This is a genomic window from Candidatus Methylobacter favarea (assembly GCF_902806695.1).
GTDB classification, from domain to species: Bacteria; Pseudomonadota; Gammaproteobacteria; order Methylococcales; family Methylomonadaceae; genus Methylobacter_B; species Methylobacter_B favarea.
Genome location: NZ_CADCXN010000001.1, coordinates 131921 through 156865 on the forward strand (window position 1 = coordinate 131921; position 24945 = coordinate 156865).

Here is a 24945-nt window from a genome sequence, read left to right on the forward strand (position 1 = left end):
TTCCTGATCGATTTTAAACGGGCTATCCGGATTTTAACTTAATCGATCTTTCAACTGTAAAAAGCAATAAGGAAACATCCCTTTGCGGATGTTTCCTTATTGCTTCAATCTTGCAGGAAAAATTCACGCCCCTTTTAATTGAAAATCGGGAGCAGCCTATGAGTTTATATTAATTCGCTTTTTTACTGCTCACTGTTTCGGCGGGCGAAATCAATGCTAATTCTGAGATGAAATAACAGAGCGCAGAGCGGGGTTTTCAAGCAGTATTCGGGAAGGCAGCAAGGCTATGTTTTGGCTTTTATAAGGATAATGATAACTAATTACTGATGCTGGCAAGGGCTGTGCATCCTTATAGGTGACAATAATATAACCTGTCTTGTGATGCCCGGCCCAGTTGTACAGCTCATCAAAATTCGACAATACGGCAATGGGTCGTCCAAGTCGTCCCATAAAATGGTATTGGCCATAATATTTATTTCCGTAATAGGAAATATCCCTGTTTTTATTCATTAAAGCGGCAATTTTGCGGCCAGGATTCTTCGTATCATACCGCTCGGCTTCAATTTCAAAAAAACCGCAGGAAAGCACTATGAACGCCGTTACTGAAGTAAGGCAGACAGCTAAAACCGAATCCTGTGCCGTATTGGCCCTGATCGCTGCGAATGCAAGCGAAACAACCAGCAGCACACTACCCCAAACAGGCGAAAGGACTGACAGTTCAGTCCGCCAGTGATAATAATTATTTAATCCGGGCAGTAATGCTAAAACTATTCCCAACAAGCTAAAAACCAGAACGCCGATTATATGGGCTCGTTTCCAGCCGTCTGGAGCGCTTGCTTCATCGACGGACCGCGCCAACAGTAAAGCCAGGGCGGGCATCAATGGTAACAAATAATGGATGCGCTTTCCGCTTACCAGCGAAAAAGCAATAAAAACAGGCAAAAGCCAAGCCAGGCAAAAACGGATACCGGGCTCCTGAACATTCAGTTTTACTAATCCGCTCCATATCGGCTTGAAGAGCAGCCACGGCAGCAATAGCAGCGGCAAGATTTCAAGATACCACCACCAGGGCAGTTGGTGGGCAAAGGACTTGACCAGACGGCCGCTGGTCTGTCCCAGAAAAATTGCCTGTCTGTAAACTTCCCCGCCCGCCATTCCAGCTGGAATTGCCCAGCTTAAGGCGATTACCGAGCCGATTAAAACAGCTGATACAAGTCCGGCATACCACTGCCTCCAGCGAAAATTGGCAGCTTGCCGTCCGCGCCACCACGGAGCAAGCAGAGCGACCGGCAGCAGATGCAGCAAGATCACGGGGCCTTTGCTAAGAACGCCGCCTCCTATGGCGACTCCTAATAATGCCCAGTGCCTGAATGCCACTCCTGAAGATGCCAATTTTACCAGGCTATAGATACCCAGCAATACAAAAAAGGCCAGCATCATATCGAACATGGTTAATGTGCTGTAAACGATCCAGATAAAAACCCCCAGCAGGATCAGCGGCGTAAGTTCTTCGACTCGTTTGCGCTCCGGCCACAAGGCACGCGCTACTGCGGACGATAAAAACAAGGTTGCCAAAGAAAAAAGAGGCGCAATAAGACGCAACGACCAATCATTGACGCCAAACAGCCGCCAGCCTGCCTGCATTAGCCAGAATAATAAAGGCGGCTTGTGACTGTATGGCTCCCCGTTTAAATAGGGTACGAGAAAATCCTCCCGGACCCACATTTCCCAGGCGACTGCCGCATACCGGGTTTCATCGATAGGAAATAAAGGCCGGGTAGAGAGGCTGACGGCAATCAATCCTCCCCAAATGAGAAAAATCCAAAGTCTGGCTGGCAGGAGTCGATACATGGAATATTTTGAGCGCGTTATTGAGCTTTCAGGTTTTTGTACTCGTGAATAACAAAATACAGGTTTCGAAAATAAATAAACAGACCGGCAGCTTGTCCCACGATAAAAACCGGATCTTGCCGGTATATGGCATAAGCCAGGAGCGTAATTCCCCCGGCAATACTGAAATACCAGAAGGCAATGGGAAACACGCTTTTTTTCTCTTTTTCGCTTTTAAGCCATTGCACGAGAAAGCGCGCCGAAAACAATGCTTGTCCCAAAAAACCTATAGCCAGCCAGATTGTTTCCTTATTCACATTCAATTTCCTTTGACATCGCCAGTTTTGCCCGTTTTTGTAACCAGATTACGCCTAATAAATCAATGATTCCCACCCAAAGCCGATCCAGCGTTCCATAATTTGAACGGCCATGAACTCTGGGACGATGAGTAACCGGTTCAGAAATAACCCGGCCCCCTGCCCGTAAAATCAATGCGGGCAGGAAACGATGCATATGATCGAAGTAAGGTAACTCAAGAAATTTATCCTTTAAAAACACCTTTAACCCGCAACCAGTATCGAGCGTATTATCGCCTAACAAGCCAGACCGAACCGTATTGGCTACTTTAGAGGAGAAAAGCCGCCAGGCTGAGTCATGGCGTTTGTGTCGCCAGCCGGCCACCATAAACAAGTTATTTATAGATTGTCTTTGTTTTTTCAATACATTGTATAATCGGGGAATATCGGCCGGATCATTCTGACCATCGCCGTCCAGCGTCGCTATGTAAGGATAGCTTGCAGCCTTTACGCCAGTGTAAATAGCAGCACTTTGCCCGCAGCTTTGTTGATGCTGAATCACCCTCAGAGTTTTATACAGTTGTTGTGTCTGTTTTAATACTGCCGCTGTGCAGTCATTACTGCCATCATTAACATAAATAATTTCATACTCTTCCGTTCCGCTCATAGCTGTAACAATCTCGTCAACCAGAGAAATTATATTATCCGCTTCATTATGAACAGGAATAACAATCGAAATTTTCACAGTTACCCCAAAGGTTTGAAAACTCATAAAAAAAGGGCTGCATTCGGAGAATACAACCCTTTTATTATTTCATTTTGGATAACGCCGGTCACTCCATAATACAATATTATTTTAACGTTTGGAGTATTGGGGACGTTTTCTGGCTTTGTGCAAACCAACTTTTTTACGCTCTACGATACGAGAGTCTCTGGTAACAAAACCAGCTTTTCTAAGCGCCGGACGCAGGGCTTCATCATAGGCCATTAATGCCCGCGTCAAACCGTGGCGGATAGCGCCGGCCTGTCCTGAAGGACCACCGCCTTTAACGGTCACGTTTATATCGAATTTGCTTGCCATGTCAATACATTCAAGCGGCTGAAGAGAAACCATCTGGTCTGTTTTACGGCCAAAATAGTCTTCAATAGTTTGTTTGTTAATAATGATTTTTCCAGTGCCTGTTGTTGCGTAAACACGTGCTATCGCACATTTACGGCGACCGGTTCCATAATATTGAGCTGCTGCCATGGTCTATCTACCTGTTTATAATTCAAGAACTTTGGGCTGTTGAGCCTGATGATCGTGTTCAGTGCCTGCATACACTTTCAATTTCTTGAACATTGCACGGCCTAATGGATTGTTGGGCAACATGCCCTTAACGGCTGTACTAAGAATACGGTCAGGGAAAATTTTTCTTAGTCTGCCAAGGCTAACCGTTTTAAGATTACCGATATAGCCGGTATGATGCTGGTACAGTTTATCTTTTTCCTTATTGCCGGTAACGCCTATTTTTTCCGCATTAACTACAATAATGTAATCACCAGTATCTACATGCGGCGTATATTCCGGTTTGTGTTTACCGCGAAGACGACGCGCAATCTCGGAAGCAAGACGGCCAAGCGTCTTCCCTTCCGCATCAACTACGTACCAATCGCGCTTGACTTCTGCTGGTTTTGCACTAAATGTTTTCATCGTTACTTGGTCTTACTGTTAAGGCTCAATAAAAGAGCTGAAATTCTACTAGGCATTACCAATTTTTTCAAGCTAATTTACAAATCCAATGCGCAGGCGCCTTGCTTTTTTAGCCCTGAGCATGGCATCCGGCTTATAATTTAATATTTAATGAATGTAATTTACGATAAAGGTGGGTTCGTTCCATGCCTACAGCAGACGATAATTTGGCAACGCTGCCGCCTGTCCTCTCAAAATGATATTCCAGATAAGCTTTCTCAAAATGATCCCGGGCATCTTTTAACGGTAAATTAAAAAATTCAGGCACCGATGACGTAGCGATAGCATCGCCTGTAACCGAACCTAATGCCGACTTCACTTCATCCAGTTCAATATCTTCTCCGACCCCAAGAATCATAAGCCTCTGCACCAGGTTTTTTAACTCCCTTACATTGCCGCGCCAGCTGTAATTGCGCAGGAAATTCTGCGCCGCCATTGAAAATTTTCGAAAAGACAGCTTATCCTGGGTGACAAAATAATCCACATAAAAATTCAGCAGGGCCGGCACATCTTCACTATGCTCCCTGAGCGGCTGGATTTCCAGGGTCACTTCATTGAGCAAATAATATAAATCCTGACGAAAACGCCCTGATTTAACCTCCTCATCCAATGCTGTTCTGGTAGAGGCCACTACCCTGACATCAACCCGAACAGTCTCGCTTCCCCCGACGCGCAGAAAAGAACTTGACTGCAGGGCGCTCAGCAATCGTAACTGGGTTTCTTTATCCATGCCGCCAATTTCGCCGAGGAACAGCGTGCCTTTATTTGCCCGTTCGAGCAAACCGGGATAGATTTTACCGCTTCCTTCCTTGCCAAAAAACTCTACCGCGGAATTTTCCGGCGCTATACTGCCTACCGCCACGTCAACGAAAGGCCCTTCGCGATGCGCGCTGTTATTATGCAGATAACGTGCAAACAGCTCCTTGCCGACACCGGCCTCGCCGACAAACAATACCCGCGTATCATGCTGAGCCAAGCGCTTTAATTGATCCTTGGTTCTGGCAACTGAAGCGCTTTTGCCCACCGGCTCAATATCAGGAACCAACAGTTGCCTGAGGCCCGCGTTTTCTATTTGCAAATTGCCGGCTTCCAAGGCTCTTTCCACAATCAATAATAATTTTGCCAACGATAAGGGCTTTTCGAGAAAATCATAAGCGCCAAGCCTGGTTGCCTCAACAGCGGCCTCTACCGACCCATGGCCTGACATCATGATAACGGGACACATCATAGTATCCTCTGCAACCCATTCTTTTAGCAGCGTAATGCCATCGGCATCAGGCATCCAGATATCAAGCAGAATTAAATTGGGCGCACCGGTTTTTTTTAATTCCCGGGCTTCGCCTGCATTCTCCGCCATGGCCACCCGGTATCCTTCATCCTCGAGAATTTCGCTTACCAGGCGGCGAATATCCGGTTCATCATCTACGACCAATATACGAGGTGTCTGTGTATTCATATTTTTTCGGTATATCCAAGGTTAAATGGCGGGAAGCTGAATTATAAAGCCCGCTCCTGTTTTACGGCTGGTATCGACCCAGATTGCCCCGCCATGCTCTTCAATTATTTTTTTTACAATAGCCAATCCCAGACCTGTTCCCTTGGTCTTGGTAGTCACATAAGGTTCAAAAATTTGCTCAATCTGCTGTTCCTTGATGCCGGGGCCATCATCATAAAGTGCTATTTCTATAAAATCAGTGCTGTTTTTTTGCACCCTGTGCAAATTTATTTCAATTCGGCCTTTGGCATCTATCGCTTCCAGAGCATTTTTTATCATATTATGCAGAACCTGTCTGATATTGACAGGATCTCCATTAATCATCAATAAGCCGGTTTCATAATCAGCCTTGAATTCAACCCCAGGCTGGACCGCATAAAGCGCCAATACTTCCTGCACCAAATCAGGCAAATCAATACGCGTGGTCTGCTTTTTGGAGGGTTTTGCATATTCGGAAAAATCATCCACCATTTCTTTCATTGCTTCAACCTGCTGCACGATAGTCCGGGTTGAACGCTGCAGTATATCGGCATATTTTGGCTCCAGCCGGTCCGCCAGCTTATGTTGCAGCCTTTCCGCCGACAGCTTTATAGGCGTTAGCGGATTTTTGATTTCATGAGCCAGTCTTCGCGCCACCTCACCCCAGGCGGCATTTTTCTGTGCCTGGATCAAATCCGTGACATCGTCAAATACGACAACTGCTCCAACGCGCCCGCCCTCCTGGGAAAAAAGAGGAGTGCCCCGGCACAATAGTTCCTGGCGGCCGTTCGCGCCTAAAAAAGCCAGTCGCTGCTGCCAGATATCATCCGCTTGCTCCACTAATCGCTGAATTGATTTTAACGGCTCTGCCAGCTCCGAATAGCCCTGGGCGAGGCCCAGTAAAGTCTGACCGACAAAATGACTGACATGAATGCGAAAAATTCGATAAGCGGCCTGATTAACTGTGCGAATTGTATAATCGGCATCAAAACTGATTACCCCGGCCGTTAAATTAGCCAGAATCGTTTCCAGATAAGCACGCTGATTTTCTACCTCAACCCCTGCCATTCTGATCTCATCGCGGGCTCTGGCAATGCGCTGGGTCATTTCATTGAATGACTCCACCAGAAAACCAAGATCATCCTGCGCAATAACCGGCAACTGTTGATCGTAATGCCCTGAAGCGACTGCCTGCGTGCCTTTGACCAGCTCTTTTACCGGCGCCACAATGTTGCCTATGCTGATAAAGGCGACCCAGATGGCCGCCAGCAAACTCATTAATAAAACCAGCGACAAAACCAGAGAAAAACTCAATTTTAATGAATCCCGCAGAAAATTCATTTCCTGATAACGCACAAAAGCAAACTCCACGGAATCCGCCAGATCGGCAATCCTCACGGGCACGGGATACAAGGCCTGTAAATATTCCGGCTCCTGGCTTTTTACCGTGACGATCACCTTGATCATTAATTCATCCTCACGCACAGGAGCTAAAGCAACATAGTCCGAATGCTGGCGTAATTGCAGGCGAATATTCTCATCAGGCAAACTGGGCAAAATATCGCCAGGATTGCTGCTGCTTGATGCAATAATTCTTCCCTGGCGGGAAAACAGGGTCATTTCAGAGGCTCCAGAAAGGGCGCGCATGTTTTCCATTTCCAGAGTTGCCAGAGGTTCTGATAATTCTTCCAGTTTAGCGGTCAATTGCCGGGTTTGTCTCAAATGCCAGCGCATTCTTTGATCCAGTGAAGCCTGACTGAGTTCCAGGGCGTCTTCCATTGCCCTATCCATTTCCACATTGAACCAGCTGTCTATGCCCTGATGCAGAAACTGCATGGAAAAATAAAACACAATAGCGGCAGGGGCCAAGGCAAGCAACACAAACAGAGAGACCATGCGGGTGGTTAACTTTGAACCCGCTTCCCGTTTTTTTAATTGCCGCGTCAGGGAATAAATATTGGCCCCGACCAGCCCCAGCAGCACAACGGAACCCAGGGCATTGATTAAAAGCAGCCATGAATACATCGCACTCAATTCTGAAGATTCCTGCGTCGCTGAACTCATAAGCTGCAGCGACAGCAAAATCAGACCGAACAGGATTATCACCGACAGACTGACGGGCGGCTTTATTTTTTCAGAGGCCATACATACCAGGCGCTGGATAAATACCATTGAGGATTTGCATAGGCAATCGGGCGCAACGGCAAAGGCAGCGCTTCCCGATCAAGTTTTACTTTCATTTTGGCAAGATAATCTTTTCCGGAAGCAATTTCAGTCTTATCCATAAGGTAAAAATCGCGTACTGTCGACATAAAATCCAGCGCGGCAGGGAGCGTTGAATAATTAAAAACCTCGCCTCCGTTCTCATTTCTGACCCTGTACATATTCAGTAAGGCATGATATTGGATGCGATAGCGTATTTTTTTATTAACTATTATCCTGTCCCAGAGGTAATTACGCTGCTGCTGAACCTTGACCTGCACAGTCCAGAACAGGGGAACGCCATTTTTTAATGCGTCCATTGCTCTGGGACTTAATTGATAATTTATATCGGCAGACAAGACATAGCTATCGTCTTGTAAAATAATTTCGGCATTTTCTATTTCAACTGCAAACGGATCGGCATCACATAAAGCTGGCAACAGCCATGCAAACAGGCAATAGAAAACAGCCCATAGTAAATGTAATTCAGGCTTTACGGAGGCGCGCATAATAAAAGCCGTCCATTGCTGATTCTCCGGTAAGAATCTGGCGACCGCAAGGCCTGGCGGTGCCCCATTTTGCATCAATCGGCCATTCGACGGCATTGTCATGCGTTGCCAGGAAAGCCTGTATCTGCTGTTCATTTTCCCGTTTGAAAACAGAACAGGTCGCATACAACAATACGCCGCCGGCAGCTAGCAGCGGCCAGACAGCGTGCAGAATGTTTTTTTGCAAAACCTGCAGCGGCTTGATGTCTTCGGCTCTGCGCAATAACTTGATATCGGGATGCCGCCGGATAACGCCTGATGCTGAACAGGGCGCATCCAGTAAAATCCGCTCGAAAGGTTTTCCATCCCACCACTCTTCAGGCTTTGCCGCATCACCGACTATCAAGCTGGCGTGCAGCTTTAAACGGTGTAAATTTTCCTTGATCCGCTGCATTCTCGATTCGTCAATATCTACCGCCACCAGTTCTTCCAGGTTGGGTTGACTTTCAAGAATATGCGCCGTTTTGCCGCCCGGCGCAGCGCACACATCCAGTACCCGATGCCCGGGCTGCACATCCAGCAAAACAGCGGCTAACTGTGCGCCGCTGTCCTGAACTGAAATTAAGCCTTGACCGAAACCCGGCAACAATTCCACGGCTACCGGTTTATCGAGAATAATTGCCGAAGGACAAAAGCTGACGGATGCCGCCCCTATATTCTGTAATGAAAGTGCGGTTAAATAGTGCACCCGGCTGGTTTGCGCCAGGTTGACACGCCCTGCCATAGGGGGCTGCCGGTTGTTTTCCAGTAAACACTCAGCCGCCTGCTGCGGCCAATCCTGCTCAATCTGTTCAATAAGCCAGTCAGGATGACTAACAGCTGCGGACTTGTTTTTATCGGCTTTATTTTCGAGGTTGTCCGCATCTCTAAGATAGGCTCTTAACACAGCATTAATAAGAGATTTAGCCCAGGGTTTTTGGCGGGCAGCCAGAACTGTCTCGGATACTGCCGCATGAGGCTTGACTCTCATATATTTAAGCTGAAACAAACCTATTAAAGCCAAGGCTTTAACATCGCTGTCTTTTAGCGGCTTATGCAGGAGCTGATTTAAAATAAAATCCAGGCGGTGATATTGCCTGCAAACGCCATAGCATAATGCCTGAATAAAAGCCTTGTCCTTGCCTGCTTCAGGATTCCGGAAAGCCTTATCAAGCGCTGCGTTCATGGACTGTCCGTCCTTTAAAACCCTTGTCAATACCCTGGCTGCGGTTAATCTCGAATTCACTGGGTATTCAACCTAGCTTGATTCCATCAAGATGATGAGCGCTGAGGAAAGCCTCTGCCGGCATGCGTTTTCCTCCCGGCAACTGCACGTCATGCAACCGCAACAGGCCTTTCCCTGTCGCCACATCCAGATTCTTATTAATGCATCTGGCAACTCCGGGTTCAGTATTAACCTCCTCCTCAATAGCTTCAGCCTGCCAGATTCGCAACACTTTGCCCTGGTAAAAAGTCTGGGCAACCGGCCATGCATACAGTCCCCTTACTTTTCTGTTTATGGCGACTGCCGATTGCGTCCAGTCAATGACGGCTTCACTTTTTTCCAGTTTTTCGGCGTAAGTAACCAGGGCTTCATCCTGCGGCTCAGGCTGTACAGTACCCGATTCTATTTGCGTCAATACTTTTTCCAGGCCCAATGCACCCAGTTTGGCGAGTTTGTCATAGAGATCGGCTGCGGTATCAGTTGGCCCTATAACATATTCTTCCTTGTGCAGCATAGCGCCGGCATCCAGCTTTTTAACCACCTGCATAATGGTGACGCCGGTTTTCTCGTCGCCGGCGATTAAAGCTCGTTGAATCGGCGCTGCTCCGCGCCAGCGCGGCAGCAATGAGCCATGCACATTAATACATCCCAGTCTGGGCAAAGCCAGTATGGCTTGCGTTAAAATCATGCCGTAGGCGGCAACAACCAGAAGATCGGGATTAAATGAAGCCATTTGCCTGAGATCTTCCTCTGTCTTCATAGTAAGCGGCTGAAAAACGGGAATTCCGGCGCTTATCGCCAGTTCCTTGACCGGACTTAAATGTACTTTACGCCCTCTTCCCGCCGGCCGGTCGGGCTGGGTATATACGGCACAAATCTCATGCGTGGAATCCAGCAGCATCTGCAAGGCGGGCACGGCAAAGTCCGGCGTGCCGGCAAAAATAATCTTCATGATCAGCTATGTTCCAGTTTATGAAGTTTTTGCAGTTTTTTCTTAATACGTTGTCGTTTCAATGGCGAAATATAATCGACGAACAATTTTCCGTTCAGGTGGTCCATTTCATGCTGCACGCAAACGGCAAGTAAATCTCTTGCTTCAAATTCAAAAACCTGACCCTCTCTGTCTAGCGCTTTTACCCTGATATATTCGGCCCGTTTTACCTTTTCAAAAAAACCCGGTACCGAAAGGCAGCCTTCTTCGGATTCTTCGACCCCCTCTTTTTCGAGGATTTCAGGGTTTATCAGACACACGGGAGTATCTTTTTTTTCACTGATATCGATAACGACAACCCGCAGATGCCTATCCACCTGCGTAGCTGCCAAACCTACGCCATGGGATTCGTACATTGTTTCAAGCATATCATCGACTAGTTTTTTGAGCTTATCATCAACCGTTTGAACATCTGCGGCTTTTTTACGCAATCGTTCATCCGGAAACTCAAGAATAGTTAGAATACTCAACACTCTCTCCACTACTATAATAATTGAAACCGGAATTCTATATGAATTTAAACAGAATCTAAATGGCCTGGGGCTTCTTGAAGAACCTGCAGAACTTCATCCCTGGCCTTAAATGTCTGCCCGGTAAATTCATTCTCCCACAAACAGATCTCGGGCATTTGCAAAGCATCGGCTTATGCAGCTATGGCCTCTTGTCGCTTGCTTTTTAAAAACCGGTAAATACATCCGCAAAAATAAAAGCTTTCAGTCAAGCCCTGCAATAATCCGGTTTGACGATTTTAAGGCCTGTCAGGTTCAATGGAGATGACAGATTAAGACCTGTTTTTATAGAAGGAGCCTTAGCCTGCTGCTTGCGGATACAGTTAAATCCCTGGCGCGGGCATTTGTATTCAGGCATTTTGTCCACGGCTAAAATTAATCAGGCTCTTCAATAGCTTAACCCTGTTATGGCGACCGATATAAGGCGAAGTCCTTCCTCTGGAACTTCAAGCCTATAATTTTAAGGTTTTCCAGAACCTGGGCTTAAGACAATTGTCTCAGTGTGGAAAAGCGCATTGACGACAGCGGGCAAAATAAGGTAAAAGGAATTTCTCCTGCGTAACCGTGCTCCGCCAGGGAGGCAGTTGTCAATAAAATACGCAGGCTGTATTTTATAAAGCTGTATCCGTAAGGAGAATAGTTATGAGTCAAGAAAAAAGTTATTTAAAAGGCCAGTTCGGGAATGCTGTTTCCGTTATTGTCAAAGGCATAGATCATGATGTAGAAAAGGGTGAAGACCTGCTTATGCTGGGTTTTGGCACGATCATGCTGTCTTCCACTTTCGCGCCTGTCGCGCCGCCGATTGTACTTTTGCCGTTGGTAGCGCTTACTTTCGCTGTTTCGGCGGGCCTGGCGCGCAGGAATTATTACAATATGCAACGAAAGCTCGCAGAATCCATGGCGCTGCTTGACAGGCATGAGAAAGCGCTGCTTTATCCAATTGCCGCCGTTTTTGCAGACCATCCCATAAATTCCCTCGCGGAGTCCTATAATCCTTTCAAGAACTTGAAACGAACCATTAAAAGCGCTCTGGGCGGATTTTTAATCAATCCCTTATGGATGCCGATTTTTTATATGATGGGCATACAGATCAATGAAGAAAAAAACCTGGGCATATTGAACAGGGCCATTATTGGCGTTGAGCAGAAGCTGTTTCCCAAACGGGTAGACACTGAATAAAGCCTGTTTATTATCCCGCTGCGCACTCTAGTCATCCATTTTGTCCCGCAAAAGATGCGCATAGGCCGGTAACGTTTGCAGCCGCTTATCCTCAAGGGGTTTACCCACCGTAAAATGATACAGGCTTTGAAAATTATAATCCTTGATCCCGACAATTTCATGTACGCCATCATCGAAGTAACAGCCGATGCCTGTGCCGCGAATTCCCGCGGCTTCCGCTTCCAGATACAGCACTTGCCCGATAAGGCCGCATTCCCAGAATAAACGCCGGTAAATCCAGGGCTTTTCCTCCATGAGTCCGCTGAATTCTGCCACCATAGCCAGACTGAACATACCATCGGCGGCAATCGGTTGATGGCAGGAAAGCGTTCTGGCAAGCTGTCTGAAATCCCCCGAATACAAATGGTAAAGCGGTATTGCTGCAGAGGCATTGTCATGCCGCGCCTCTACTTTCCGCCAGTCAAAATCAGTCAGGGTTGCCGCCTGCAGCTTCTCCAGGACATCATGATTTCTTGGCAAGGCATATAAACCGGGGGCCAGCCCTTCAATCCGATGGATAAAAATAAACAGGTGTATTTTTGGCGGCCAGCGCCACATATCGAAAGGCAGTTTACTTGGGGTTAAAACGGCACTCAGCATCCGGTAAAAGTCGGCAAGCGGCAGCGGAGGCGTTTTGCCATCAAACTGTTGAGCACTGCGGCGCTGGCGAATAATGGCCGTTGCCGTTTGCCTGCAGGATGATTTTATCGCCTGCTCCCGACTTGGCTGCCAATAGGCTTCCTGCGTATACGGTTTTGCGGCCGCTTTTGAAACTTCGTCAATGACCGGCCACTTATATAAATGATAGGCGCGAAGGCTCTCTGCTTTTCCAAACCACGCGCCGGACTGGGCGCTTTCCAGCAATGCAGCAGTATTTAAAGGCTTGCCGCGGCCAGCACGCGTATTTATCCGGCAAATAATATCGGGAGATTCATGCTCATGATTGCGGAAATCACCGCTTCGGTTAATGCCCAGCAAAGCGGCGATATCGGCATCCGGCCATTCAGCCAGCAATTCAACCGACCAGCCCAGTATGGCCGCAGCATAGCGCAGCGCGCCCAGGGCATGGCCTGTATCATGCTGGCAATAGCGGTAAGCCCGCTCGCCGTATTTCCAGGCCTCCCGCCAGTGAATTGAAGTTAAACCGATAAAAATATCCGTTCCGGTGGCTTCCGGGGTGAAAAGACAACGTCTTTCCAGATGATGATCATGACTGACATAATGATAAACCCCGGGGTTAAACAAGTCCTTGTCCGTATTAATCAGATAAGCTTCTGTCGGGTGCAGATTGCCGCTGGAAGGATTGCAGCGCAAGGCCCAGCGGCTTGGGCCGAATTGTTTCCAGGCGGACAGCCCGAAGGCCAGTTCCAGCAGTAAGCCCGTATTGACCTTGTTTAAAGGTTTAGGCGGTATTAATTCCGGTTTATCCAGATCAGCAAACAACGGTTCAAGCTCTGCGCCAGGGCTTGGCAGCGCGACAATATCGCAGCCTGAAAAGCGCCGGAACGGATCGGGCTGATCGTCCCAATCGAGGGTTTCAGGCCCCCTTGCGTATTTCTCCAGCCGGTGTTTGGTACGATCATGGTAGGCAAGAACTGTTTCGGTTTCCTGGTTCATAATAATGGCTTAAAGTTTGTTTAATAAAAAATAATTCCCGCCATTCAAGCTAAACCCTGAAAAGGCAGCTTTAGAAAGCTGTAAATTACCATACTAATCCGGCTTGTACCCAAGCAATGCACTATTCCATGATATGCTTTGTCTGACTAAACAATCTGTAACTGATCGTATCGTTGAGTCAAGCTCATGCAATTACCCGAAAACCTCCGCACTACCCCGCTTGCCCGTCGCCATGTTTTCCATGGCGGCGACCGTATAACCTGCACCCGCTAGTCCTATGCTATGCCAAACGCGAGAGTGAGCTGAAAAAAGCTAAGGCCTTGGGCGATCGTATCCTTGATCTCTATATATCCGTAGATGGTACCATTATGGGCAAGCATGGCGGCCCTTTGCCGTGATCCGGTGCAGGTAGTGGAAGCTTGCCGCTCAGCAGCATAGGTAAAGGCCGCCGCGTCGCTTTTTCACCCGCCGTGCAGCTTACTGAATGCGCTCAAGCTCGAAGGCCGCGTGAAAGCGGTATTGAAACGTGCCGGTTTTGAATTGTTGGCCGTGCAAGAGTCAACCATCTGTTGTGGCTCCGCGGGCACTTATTCCATCCTGCAACCCGGATTAGCACGCGAATTGCGCGACCGCAAACTCAAACACTTGCAATTACCTGAGCCGGAGGTTATCGCCACTGCCAATATCGGCTGCTTAACGCATCTGAACACCGCCAGTGAAATACCTGTGGTGCATTGGCTGAATCTGCTGGAGGCAGGTTAATTTTAGCTTTTGCAGGCCGCCTCGCTTTGCTCCAGGCTCGGGGACTCTGCAAGGCTGATTTCAATGGCCGAGTTTGTCCGCATAGAGCCATCAATTTATCTCAATCGGAGTCTGAATTGAAAACATCTCAAAGCCAGTCCAGACCGGATAATGACCGGAAGCTATGGTCATGAATGTAGGCGCTGTCTCTTGCCCTAATGGCGGTGACGTCCCGGCCCGGTCATAGCCAGCGAGCAGGCGTGATGGGTTGTGCCGTGTTCGATTTGCAAAGTGCAGTGATGGATGGAATGCTGCTGTTTCAGCGTCGCTTCGACGCTATCCATAAAAGCATCGCCAGGGTGTCCGCCAGGCATGACCAGATGGACAGTCAGCGCATTTTCGGTGGTACTCAGGCCCCAAATGTGCAAATCATGAATATCCGTCACGCCGTCCAGTTGGCGCAAGTAGGCGTCAATAGCAGCTTCATTGATCTGCCCGGGCACTGCATTTAGCGCCAGTTTCATCGAATCCCGCAGCAAGCCCCATGTGCCTGCCACAATGACCACTACAATCGCCAGACTGATGATCGGGTCCAGCCAGTACCAACCCGAGTAAAACATTGCCGCGCCGGCAAACACCACGGCGAGCGATACGGCGGTATCCGCCAGCATGTGCAGGTAAGCGCCGCGAATGTTCAAATCCTCTTTGCTCCCTTTCATCAGGAGCCATGCGGTCAGGCCGTTAATGACAATGCCCGCAGCCGCCACAATTATTACTGTCAGACTGGCGACCATGGGCGGCTGTGAAATACGGTGCACAGCCTCCCATGCAATCGCGCCACTGGCGACCAGAAGCAAGGCGGCATTGCCCAGCGCCGCCAGAATGGATGTGCTGCGGAATCCATAGGTGTAGCGCTGGCTGGGCTGCTTGCGAGACAAAATAACCGCGCCCCAGGCCAGCAGCAAACCGAGCACATCAGAGGCGTTATGCCCGGCATCGGCCATTAAAGCGGTTGAGTTGGAGATGAAGCCATAGATGAACTCAATTACTACAAATATCAAATTCAACACGATGCTGAATAGCAAAACTCGTCCTTTGTTATTTAAAGCGTCGTGAGGGCATCCCCCGGCATGGTCGTGTTTATGATCATGTTTCATAATGGATAGTTTCTCGTCCGGAAAATAGCTTGAGAGTTTGAGCTTTCTCTTTCTATTAAATGTTTTATTTTGTCGGTTATCTTAAATTTTTGCATCCATTTAATCATGCCCGATAACCGAGTTTACGCAGTTATTGAACTTGGATGGATTTTAATAAAGAAATAATCCGGCCGTTAATAATGGCTAATAATAGCACTAGTATTCAGTCGCTTTTGTTTAGTCGAGTACTATTTAACACGTCGTTCGTCATGAGCCTTGCGGTTATATTCAGGAGAGCTTTGTCGAAGAACTTGTGTTCAGGCTGCGACGAGCTCAGCATGAACGGCTCTTTTAAATTCTCACCGGTCATGAATAAATTGACTCAAACTAGGCTTCGATCAGCAAGATGATGTCGCGATTACATTTTTACCCTATTTGACAGTTAACTGCATAAGCGGCTTGAAAAAATCAGGGGTGCTTCAATCCGAGCAAAACGGACATCATAGAGAGCATTCGCTTCTGACGTGCAGAGCCGCTATCTTTTGGATTTTGGTTGCCGGATCAATCCGATGAGCGCCATTATGCAAAAGACCGCCCCCGCATAAAACGTAAACGAGGCTCCAAGCCGATCCCACAGCAGCCCGGCCAATGCGCTGGCCATGAGCATGGCAAGCCCGCTCATCAGATTGAAGAAGCCATAGGCGGTGCCGCGCAGGTCGGGGGGCGCGGTATCGGCCACCATAGTCGCCAGCAAGCCCTGCGTCATCCCCATATGGATACCCCAGAGCGCGACGCCGCTCAGCACCACCCCCCAATAATCGCTGGAGGCCAGCACCAGATCAGCCGCAATCAGAACAATGAGGCCAAGCGCCAGCAGTTTGGCATGGTTCATCTGGTCGGAAAGCTTGCCGAACGGATAAGCCGAGACCGCATAGACCAGATTCATCGCTACCATGACCAGCGGCACCAGCGCAATGGGAATACCGCCCTGCTGTGCGCGCAGAACCAAAAACGCTTCGCTGAAACGGGCCAGCGTGAAAACGGCGCCGACAGCCACCACCCACCAATATCTTCGGTCGAGGCGTTGCAGATTTTTTCGGCTGATCGGATTGGTGCGCGTGCGCGTGACAGCCACCGGATGCTCTGGTTCCCTCACGCCGAACAACAGCAGTGCGACCGCCATCGCTCCGGGGATGACCGCAACCCAAAACACCGCCCGGAAGTCGTTTGCCCAAAGCAGCATCAAGACGGCCGCCAGCAGCGGCCCCAAAAACGCGCCCACTGTGTCGAGGGACTGGCGCAGCCCGAAGGCGGCGCCCCGCAAGTGGAGCGGAGCGAGATCCGCAACCAGGGCATCGCGCGGGGCGCCGCGCACGCCTTTCCCCACTCTGTCCAGGAGTCTCGCTACTAATACAATGCCGGCGCCGGGCGCCAGGGCGAACAGCGGCTTGGTCAATGCTGCCATGGCGTAGCCGGTCAGGGCAAGACCTTTGCGCCTGCCGAGATAATCGCTCAGCACGCCCGAGAATACTTTGACAATCAATGCCGTGGATTCAGCCAGCCCTTCTATCATGCCCACAGCGAAGGCGCTTGCATGCAAGGTTGTGACCAGGAACAAGGGCAGCAGGCTGTGGATCATTTCCGAGGAAATATCCATCAACAGGCTGACGAAGCCGAGTATCCAGATGCCTGCAGGGATTTGACTCAGTGTGTTGGTGCTGCTAATTCTACTCATTTTTTTTAAGAAACATGTAAAGGAAAAGGCAAGATGACAGTGGTACCGTTGCCGGTTTGATCTTCCAGTATCTATCTACCCCGAGTGAGCCCGGTTAAAAAGCCGTAAGAACCCCGGCAATACCACGAGCACCAGCGGTATCTGGACAATCAGTCCGGACACGATGGCGATCGCCAGGGGCTGCAGCATTTCCGAACCGGCGCCGATACCCATTGCCAGCGGCATCAGCGCGAGAATGGCTGCCAGGGTGGTCATGGCAATCGGACGCATGCGGTTGTTGCCGGCCGTTATCATGCGCTCAATGCCCTCTTCCGACTCAGGCAGGCTCTGATATTCCGAATAATAAAAGATGCTGACCTCGGTGACAATGCCGATTACCATAGTCATGCCCATCATGGCGGTGATGTTCAATTCGATATGGGCCAGCCACAAGCCGACAAACACGGCCGCGACGGCCGACAAGGTCGTCAGCATCATCGCCAGCGCCACATGAAACTGCTCGTACAAATACAGCAACAGGATAAAAACCAGCGCCACCGCCGCGGCAAACACGATGATCAGGTCATGGAAGGCGAGGCGCTGCTGCTCATACAAACCGCCCAGAACATAGTAAACATCTTTCGGCAACAGGCCGGGCTGTTCCAGGGTTTTGACGACATCGGCGACGGCGGAACCCATGTCCCGGCCACTGATGCGCGCCGTAACGGCCACCATGCGTTTTAGATTGTCGCGGGCGATTTGCGCCTGCCCGCTTTCCGTAATGATTTCCGCGATCCGTTTAAGCGGCACCCAGTGGCTGTTCAGGGAGCTGTTGGCAGAACTGCCTTGAGCAGTGCTATTGACAGCACTGCCTTGAGAATTGTTGGGAGCCAGGATCCGCAACTGCTCCAGCGCCCGCATCGCCCCGCGCTCTTTTTCCGGTATCCAGACCCGCAGATTGACCATCTTTGGCCCCTCCTGCAGTTGGGTGGTAACGGTTCCCGACAGGTAATTGTTGAGGGTCTGCTGGACGGCCGCGGGACTGAGCCCTTCCAGGGCGGCTTTATCGCGTAAAACCCGGATATTGACCGCATCGCCTGCCGGGATGACGCCGTTGTTAAGGTCAACGACGCCCGCTATTTTTTCCAGCGCCGGAGCGATTTTATTGGCCAATTGCGCCAGTAATTGGCCGTCATTGGCATACAGTTTGACTTCTATCGGCTGCGGAACTGCGGTTAAATCACCGATCAAATCTTCCATCAGTTTGGCAAGTTCAATGCTCAGCCCCGGGACTTGCATGCCAATCTGTTTCCGGACACTGTCCATCACCTCATCCTGACTGCGCCGGGGCAAAGGCGTTAAGCGCACGAAAAAATCGCCCTGATTGGCTTCCTTAAGGGAGCCTCCCAAACTGTTGCCGGTGCGGCGAGAATAAGTCTCCACTTCGGGCAACTTGCGCAGAATCGTTTCCACTTGTCTCAGCAAGCGATCCGTTTCCGACACCGAAGTGCCCGGCGCGGATCGGTAATCGAGAATAAAACCGCCTTCATCCATCGACGGCATAAAGCCCGAGCCGGTCTGCTGCCAGCCCAGGAAGCCGGCGGCCAAGAGCGGAAGCAGCGCGGTCAATATCAGCCAGGGTCTGGGCAACATCACTTGTAACAGGCTTTGATAGCATTGATGGAACCAGCGCGTCACGGGGCCGTTTTCTTCCTGTTCGGTATCTTTTTGCGTCAGGCTATGAGAGGCCAGCAACGGCACGGCCAGCCAAGCCACGATAAAGGAAATAAACAGGGCCGAAGCCATAGTGATGGACAGCGCTTTAAAAAAACTGCCGCTGACGCCGGACAAAAAAGCTAATGGCGCAAAGATGATAATCGTCGAGGCCGAGGAGCCTGCCAGCGGTTTGGTGAATTCCTCGGCGGCCAGATGAATACGCTCCTGATAGGTACCCGATGCTTCCCGCAGGCGGCGGATAATATGTTCGATCATGACAATTGCATCGTCGATGATCAAGGCCACGGCAGCCGCCATGCCGCCCAGCGTCATGATATTGAAGCCGATACCCAGTAAATGAATGATCAGTACGGTCGCCGACAAGGCCATAGGCACGGTAATGGCGGCAATCACCGTGACCTTGAAGTTACGCAGAAATACCAGCAGGGTGACAATGGCCAGCCCCAATCCGATCAGCAAGGATTCTACGACGCTTTGGGCCGAGGCGACGATCAGATCGCTCTGGTCGTACCATTTGGCGATATTTATATCGGCCGGGAGCTTCTGTTTGATGAGTTCCAGTTGCGCTTGCGCGTTGCGGGCAATTTCAACGGTGCTGCTGCCGGGTTGTTGATTGATTTGAAACAGCACGGCATCGCGGCCCTCGGCGGTGATTCTCTGCCACTGCGGTGCGGTTGTTTTCACCACCTGTGCGACATCTTCAAGATAGACCAGGCCATTCTGACCGCTGCGTAAAATAGTTCTTGAAATCTGCTGCGAGTTTTGCAGTTGGGTATTGGCCAGCAGCAGGTACAGTTTATAGTTTTGCTCCAATCGCCCCACCGCCTGGATCACATTGGCCGCGGAGAGGGCAGCGGCAATGTCATTGAGACTTAAACCCAGCGCATTGATGCGCGCCGGATCGACGAGAACCTGATATTCCGCGATTGCGCCGCCCAGCACATCCACTTTGGCCACGCCGGGAATCGCCGAAAGGATCGGCCTGATTTGATAAAGCGCGATGTCCCGGAGTTCGACCAGACTATGGCCTGGCGACAACAGGCTGTAACCCAGCACAGGGAAAACCGTAGGATCCATGCGTCTGACGCCGAACGACAAGGCGGCCGGCAGCGTTGAGCGAATCTGATTAATGGCCGAGGCTACCTGCAGCATGGCCGAGACCATATCGCTGCCCCAGTTGAAATTGATGGCGATATCGGCGCTGCCGCGGCTGGTTGCCGAGCGCACGGTCAAAACCCCCGGCACGGCGCGCACCGCCTCTTCCACCGGCCAGGTGACCTGAACGGCCATGCGCTCTGCTGGCATGTCGCCGGCATTGAGATTGACCACCACGCGTGGAAAGGTCACCTGAGGAAACAGGCTGACCGGCGTATTGTAGATTTCAAAGAAGCCGGCGATGGCAATCAGGCTCAGCGCAAATAAAATGGAACGGCGGTGCCGATAAGCCCATTGTGTCATTGCGCCGCTCCCTTGCCGTTATGATTGGCAGGCGCCGCGGATACGGCCATGCCGGGTTCCAGTTCGTAGTTGCCCAAAACCGCCACGTCATCCCCGGCCTTCAAATCGGCGGCGATCACTTCAACCTGCCGGTCATTTTCGAGGCCGATCTCGACGCGGTGTTTGACGGCGCGGCCGTTTGCAACCGTAAACAGATTGTAGCCGCCCTCATCGGGCAGAACCGCCTGCCGCGGGACTGAGAAGGTATCGGCCGAAGCAATGACGATCCGGCCTTCGACGAAGTCATTGATCAATAGAATCTGATTCAGGGCCGGCCTGACGAAGACATTGAGCAGGCGGGTATTGGGATCGATTTGATGGGTGATGATCTCGATACGGCCTTCGACCGGTTCCGCAGCGGGCGTGTTGACCGATCTTATCAGGACCTGTTGGCCGGGCTGCAGATGGGCGTAGTCCTCCGGCTCGACGCCTAAGCGCACCATCCACTGGTTCTGGTCGGCGAGTTGCAGCAAGGGCGCGCCGGCGGCAACGATTTGCCCCTGCTGAACGCTGACCAGATAAATGATGCCGTCTTGTTCCGCCCGGATTTGCCGTTCTTTACCTATACCCTGGTCAAGCAGATTTTTGACCATGACCCGGGCCTGCTCGACGCGCAATTGCGTCGCGACGCTATTTTGCCGAGTTGCCAGTTTCAGACGGATGCGTTCCTGCAGCAGCTCATTGTCGCGCAATGCCGCCCCCAGTTCTCGTCGCGCCTGCTCCAGTTGCAACACAGCGCTCACGCCCGGCTTTAATGTCAGCAGCACATCGCCTTGCCGGACAATTTGGCCCTGATTAACCTGCATTTTATCGATCTGGCTGATATAGGGAACGCTGATCGTCATCAACTTATCCGGAAACGGCAAAACGACGCCGTAAGCGGTAAAGGTTTCGTTGAATTCGCCTTTATGCAGTTTAATCGTTTGCACCTGCGCCACCGGTTCCGGTTCGGAAACCGGCGTGTCCGGACCGCTTGCATCGTGCGGCTTTAGCCGCCAGTAAAGCAGCGAACTGACCATTACCACGGCCAACAACGCAACAAGGACGATGGTGTTTTTAGAATTGAACTTCATAATTCCTTTTCATTAAAATCAGTAGCCGCATGATAAAGTCCGCTCGCCACCTCCAAGGCAATCCCCGCTTGCACTAACTGCAATTCCAGGGTCAGCAGGCCAATCTTTTTGTCCGTCAGATTATTCCAGGCGACGTAATAATTAAATACGTCAACCTGGCCGTTTTCGATACCTGTCTGATAGGCTTTGACCAGATTGGCCAAATCGGGAATAGCATGACGAACGGATTGAATCTGTTTGTTTAGCGAGGCGATAGTAACCAGCAATTCGGCAATATCGGCTCTGGCTTGAAACAAGCGGCTGCTGTATTGATCGAACAGTTGTTGCCGCGTCGCCCGGTCAAGCGCGATCTGACCCTGATTCCGGTCGAATATCGGCACGGTCATCGAGACGCCGAAGCCCAGGGTATAGAGGTTGCTGTTATCCCGGGCGGAATCAAAGCCGATACTGATCTGCGGAAATTGCTGCATCACGGCGATATGCAGGCGTTCTTCCTGACTTTCGTAACCCCGTTTCAGGGCCATTAAATCCAGCCGCCGGTTTCCTATATCCTGTATTAAGGCGTCATAAGCCGGAGCTTTCATGGCGGTAACGAGTTCAGCATCCTGCTGCAAATTAACTGCTTCATGGGGTTTAAGCCCCATGGCCCGGTTCAGGCGTTGTTGCTGCTGTTTTATTTGCAATTTAAGCGCGAGCAAGCGAATATCGACCAGATTCTTGGCGGACACGGCGGCGACCCGTTCAAGCTCCGTGACCAGGCCCAGTTCAGCGGCTTCCTGCAAGCGCGCGCGGTTGTCTTCCAGACGCTGCGCCATTTCGCTGAGTAACGCCTGTTGCTGGCGGTAAACGATCAATTGATAAGCAGCCAGCTTTGCCGCCTGGGCGATTTGCCATTCCTGCCAGGCGATTTGCAAATCGACGCTTTGTTGCTGTTTTTCGGCAGCCTTTATTTTGTTCTGCCGCCAAACCAGGGCCGTCGCCTGCCAGCTCAGGCTGGCGCCAAAGGCATTGTTCGTGCCCAGATTAGTGCCGGCGGAAGGCGCGGAAAAACTGTAGGACACTTTAGGGTCCGGCAATAAGCCGGCCTGCAACAGTTGCGCGTTGGCAATACCGTGTTGATCTCTTATTCCACGCAGTTCCGGATTGCGCAACACCGCCAGAATGGCTGCTTCATCCGGTGATAAACCATTTGCCATATCAAACTTAACCGGTTCGAGCAGGGGGTGCTTTATTTTTGCCGCCTGCATAGTGATCTGTGCACGGGATGGCGTTTGCAGTTGTTGCTGAACGGCTTGTTCCGTCAATGGTTTTGACTGATAGTGAGCGCAGCCAAGCAGCAGGCAAAGCCATCCTGCCGTAAATGAATTAATGCCGTAAGTTTTCATGCGCTATTACAGGATCTGTTGCAGAAGATGACTGCCGCTTTAAGGCCCGGATGGTTATCTGATAAGACCAGGGTTCCGCCATGAAGATCGGCTATGGCTGATACTATGCTAAGGCCCAGGCCATTGCCTGGGGTCGTGCGGCTTTGTTCAAGCCGGTAAAAACGTTGCAGCACTTTCTGGCGGCTCGCTTCGGCAATGCCGGGGCCGTTGTCGGCAATAATCAACTCAATGCGATGGCCAACTGAACGCAGGCTGAGTTCAATCAGCGTGTTTTCAGGCGTATGCGCAATAGCATTGTCCAGCAGATTAAAGGCCAGCTGCGTCAGCAGTTCCTTATCACCGGACAATGTTACGTCCGGGTCGATGGCTGAATGGATGGTTTTGCCCTGCTCCTCGGCGACAGGAGCCAGCGCTTCGGCCACGGAAACAACAATATCACTGAGGTTGACGGTTTTAAAACCGCTGCGCCGCGACCCCGATTCAATCTGCGAAATCCGGAGCAGCGCGGAGAACGTCGCCAGAATGGTATCGACTTCTTCAATGGCAAGGGCGATCTGTTTCCGGTACTGCGCTGCCGATAAATCCCTGTTGACCGCATTCTCAAGCCTGAATTTCAAATGACTGAGCGGCGTGCGCAGATCATGGGCAATGTCATTGGAGACTTGCTGGACGTTTTCAATCAACTCGCCGATTTTATCCAGCATAAGGTTTAGCAATAAAGCCAGCCTGTCCAGTTCATCGCGGTTTTTTGCCACGGGCAGCCGATGCTTCAGGTCGCCCGCGATGATGACTTCAGTTGATGTGGTAATGCCTTCGATTTTTTTCAGGAAGGTGCGGCTTAGATAAAGCCCGCCTCCTGCCCCGAGAGTAATTACCAGGACAATGCCCCATAAAAAAGCCTGGATTATCGCTTCACCCGCATCCCGGATATACTCGCCGTCATGGCCCACGCCGAGCCAGACATTATCCGGCAGCGGAATAACCTTCATATAAATAACGTCCATTTCTTCCCGCCGAGGTTTTGTGTCCGCGGCCGGACGGATGATGGTCTGCCAGCCCGCGGAGGGTTTAAAGCCGCCGAAATTTCCGCCGATTAACACGCCATTGCGATCCAGAATTCCGCAAATATGCGATGCCATGCAGTCATTTCCGGCAATTTCTTCTTTTAATTCGTCCAGTCCGTCGGAATCGTATTCAGCTTTCAGCATCGTTGCCTCGATCTCGATACCGCTTTTAAGCTGTTGCTCAAGGGTATGCGTCGTCAGCCAATAAACCGTTAGGCCGATGGCCAGAAAAGAAAGCAAAAACAGGCCCAAATATAAGGCCGACAGTTTAAAACTGGTGGTATCGGCGATGTCAGGCAGTTTCATGGATCATATAGCCTGCGCCGCGCACGGTCAGGATCAGATCCGGCCTGCTGCCGGCATTGAGCTTGCTGCGCAGACGGCTGATATGAGTTTCGACGATATTGGTTTGGGGATCAAAATGAAAATCCCAGACGTTTTCAAGCAGCATGGTTCGGGTCACCACTTGCCCTGCATGGCGGACCAGATACTCCAGCAGGCGGAACTCGGTCGGCTGAAGATCAATGAGTCGCCCGGCGCGTTTGACCGTTCTTTTTAACAGATCGATTTCAAGATCCTGAACCTGCAAAAACTTTTGTTCCACTGTTTCCCGAGGCCTGCGCAGCAGCGCGTTGACGCGGGCGTCAAGCTCGCTGAACGCGAACGGCTTGACCAGATAATCGTCACCGCCGGCATTGAGGCCTTCAACGCGGTCATCGATGCCGCCCATCGTGGTCAGAAACAGGACCGGCGCCGTGCAGCCGCTGCTGCGCAGTATTTTGATCAAGGTCAGCCCGTCGAGGTGAGGCAGCATGCGGTCGACAACAAGCAGGTCATAGTTCCCTTCCCTGGCCAGGAGCAGGCCTTCGTAGCCGTCCTTTGCCAGGTCGACAGTATGGCCTGCCTGTTTCAGGCCTGCCGAGACATAATCCCCGGTCTCATTGTCATCCTCGATCAGCAATAGTTTCATGTCCTGG

At 50.7% G+C, this 24945-nt stretch carries 21 protein-coding genes and 1 pseudogene; 3 read left to right on the top strand and 19 right to left on the bottom strand.

The genetic code is table 11. The features are described from left to right. Window positions 1-216 precede the first annotated feature (216 nt). From HUX64_RS00565 to def, 11 genes are all read right to left on the bottom strand, one after another. Window positions 217-1851, bottom strand: a complete 1635-nt coding sequence (locus HUX64_RS00565; protein ID WP_174624300.1) for an ArnT family glycosyltransferase — start codon at window positions 1849-1851, stop codon at window positions 217-219. A gap of 17 nt (window positions 1852-1868) precedes the next feature. Further along, window positions 1869-2147, bottom strand: a complete 279-nt coding sequence (locus tag HUX64_RS00570) for a lipid-A-disaccharide synthase N-terminal domain-containing protein (protein ID WP_174624301.1) — start codon at window positions 2145-2147, stop codon at window positions 1869-1871. Further along, the gene (locus HUX64_RS00575) at window positions 2140-2871 is read right to left on the bottom strand and encodes a glycosyltransferase family 2 protein (RefSeq protein WP_174624302.1); all 732 of its coding nucleotides are present in this window, start codon (window positions 2869-2871) and stop codon (window positions 2140-2142) included. Before HUX64_RS00575 ends, HUX64_RS00570 begins: the two co-directional genes overlap by 8 nt. A gap of 111 nt (window positions 2872-2982) precedes the next feature. Then, window positions 2983-3375 (bottom strand): 30S ribosomal protein S9, encoded by a 393-nt coding sequence (gene rpsI / locus HUX64_RS00580; protein WP_174624303.1) that lies wholly within the window; start codon window positions 3373-3375, stop codon window positions 2983-2985. A 15-nt stretch (window positions 3376-3390) separates the two neighbouring features. Then, the gene (rplM, locus tag HUX64_RS00585) at window positions 3391-3819 is read right to left on the bottom strand and encodes a 50S ribosomal protein L13 (protein WP_174624304.1); all 429 of its coding nucleotides are present in this window, start codon (window positions 3817-3819) and stop codon (window positions 3391-3393) included. Between the two features lie 133 nt (window positions 3820-3952). Continuing rightward, window positions 3953-5314, bottom strand: a complete 1362-nt coding sequence (locus HUX64_RS00590; protein WP_174624305.1) for a sigma-54-dependent transcriptional regulator — start codon at window positions 5312-5314, stop codon at window positions 3953-3955. Between the two features lie 21 nt (window positions 5315-5335). Then, window positions 5336-7477 carry a sensor histidine kinase gene (locus HUX64_RS00595; RefSeq protein WP_174624306.1) on the bottom strand — a complete coding sequence of 714 codons (2142 nt, stop codon included), beginning with the start codon at window positions 7475-7477 and terminating at the stop codon, window positions 5336-5338. Continuing rightward, window positions 7459-8043, bottom strand: a complete 585-nt coding sequence (locus HUX64_RS00600) for a DUF4390 domain-containing protein (RefSeq protein WP_174624307.1) — start codon at window positions 8041-8043, stop codon at window positions 7459-7461. Before HUX64_RS00600 ends, HUX64_RS00595 begins: the two co-directional genes overlap by 19 nt. Then, window positions 8021-9307 carry a 16S rRNA (cytosine(967)-C(5))-methyltransferase RsmB gene (gene rsmB, locus HUX64_RS00605; RefSeq protein ID WP_174624308.1) on the bottom strand — a complete coding sequence of 429 codons (1287 nt, stop codon included), beginning with the start codon at window positions 9305-9307 and terminating at the stop codon, window positions 8021-8023. Before rsmB ends, HUX64_RS00600 begins: the two co-directional genes overlap by 23 nt. 7 nt (window positions 9308-9314) lie before the next feature. Next, window positions 9315-10238: a methionyl-tRNA formyltransferase gene (fmt, locus tag HUX64_RS00610; RefSeq protein WP_174624309.1), complete on the bottom strand. Its 924-nt coding sequence runs from the start codon at window positions 10236-10238 to the stop codon at window positions 9315-9317. Between the two features lie 2 nt (window positions 10239-10240). Further along, window positions 10241-10747 (bottom strand): peptide deformylase, encoded by a 507-nt coding sequence (gene def / locus HUX64_RS00615; RefSeq protein ID WP_174624310.1) that lies wholly within the window; start codon window positions 10745-10747, stop codon window positions 10241-10243. A gap of 681 nt (window positions 10748-11428) precedes the next feature. Between def and HUX64_RS00620 the strand changes: the two genes are divergently transcribed. Further along, window positions 11429-11965: a hypothetical protein gene (locus tag HUX64_RS00620; protein ID WP_174624311.1), complete on the top strand. Its 537-nt coding sequence runs from the start codon at window positions 11429-11431 to the stop codon at window positions 11963-11965. A 27-nt stretch (window positions 11966-11992) separates the two neighbouring features. On the opposite strand, the gene HUX64_RS00625 is transcribed toward HUX64_RS00620, so the two are convergent. Continuing rightward, window positions 11993-13621: a SagB/ThcOx family dehydrogenase gene (locus HUX64_RS00625; protein WP_174624312.1), complete on the bottom strand. Its 1629-nt coding sequence runs from the start codon at window positions 13619-13621 to the stop codon at window positions 11993-11995. A 173-nt stretch (window positions 13622-13794) separates the two neighbouring features. Between HUX64_RS00625 and HUX64_RS20295 the strand changes: the two genes are divergently transcribed. Both HUX64_RS20295 and HUX64_RS00635 read left to right on the top strand, forming a co-directional pair. Then, window positions 13795-14019 (top strand): FAD-linked oxidase C-terminal domain-containing protein, encoded by a 225-nt coding sequence (locus tag HUX64_RS20295; RefSeq protein WP_174624313.1) that lies wholly within the window; start codon window positions 13795-13797, stop codon window positions 14017-14019. Window positions 14020-14089: 70 nt separating this feature from the next. After that, window positions 14090-14383 (top strand): annotated as a pseudogene (locus HUX64_RS00635) (heterodisulfide reductase-related iron-sulfur binding cluster); the annotation flags it as partial. A gap of 194 nt (window positions 14384-14577) precedes the next feature. On the opposite strand, the gene HUX64_RS00640 reads toward HUX64_RS00635, so the two are convergent. From HUX64_RS00640 to HUX64_RS00670, 7 genes are all read right to left on the bottom strand, one after another. Next, a complete protein-coding gene (locus tag HUX64_RS00640) occupies window positions 14578-15519 on the bottom strand; it encodes a cation diffusion facilitator family transporter (protein WP_174624314.1) in 942 nt (313 codons plus the stop codon). A gap of 514 nt (window positions 15520-16033) precedes the next feature. Further along, on the bottom strand, window positions 16034-17233 hold the full coding sequence (locus HUX64_RS00645; RefSeq protein WP_174624315.1) for an MFS transporter: 1200 nt from the start codon (window positions 17231-17233) through the stop codon (window positions 16034-16036). Window positions 17234-17308: 75 nt separating this feature from the next. Beyond that, entirely contained in the window at window positions 17309-20407 is a 3099-nt protein-coding gene (locus tag HUX64_RS00650; protein ID WP_174624316.1) for an efflux RND transporter permease subunit, read from the bottom strand. Beyond that, the gene (locus HUX64_RS00655) at window positions 20404-21519 is read right to left on the bottom strand and encodes an efflux RND transporter periplasmic adaptor subunit (RefSeq protein WP_174624317.1); all 1116 of its coding nucleotides are present in this window, start codon (window positions 21517-21519) and stop codon (window positions 20404-20406) included. Before HUX64_RS00655 ends, HUX64_RS00650 begins: the two co-directional genes overlap by 4 nt. After that, a complete protein-coding gene (locus HUX64_RS00660; protein WP_174624318.1) occupies window positions 21516-22904 on the bottom strand; it encodes a TolC family protein in 1389 nt (462 codons plus the stop codon). Before HUX64_RS00660 ends, HUX64_RS00655 begins: the two co-directional genes overlap by 4 nt. After that, a complete protein-coding gene (locus tag HUX64_RS00665) occupies window positions 22901-24274 on the bottom strand; it encodes a sensor histidine kinase (protein ID WP_174624319.1) in 1374 nt (457 codons plus the stop codon). The genes HUX64_RS00660 and HUX64_RS00665 overlap by 4 nt, the downstream gene beginning before the upstream one ends. After that, the gene (locus HUX64_RS00670) at window positions 24261-24938 is read right to left on the bottom strand and encodes a winged helix-turn-helix domain-containing protein (RefSeq protein ID WP_174624320.1); all 678 of its coding nucleotides are present in this window, start codon (window positions 24936-24938) and stop codon (window positions 24261-24263) included. The genes HUX64_RS00665 and HUX64_RS00670 overlap by 14 nt, the downstream gene beginning before the upstream one ends. Between the last annotated feature and the right edge of the window lie 7 nt (window positions 24939-24945).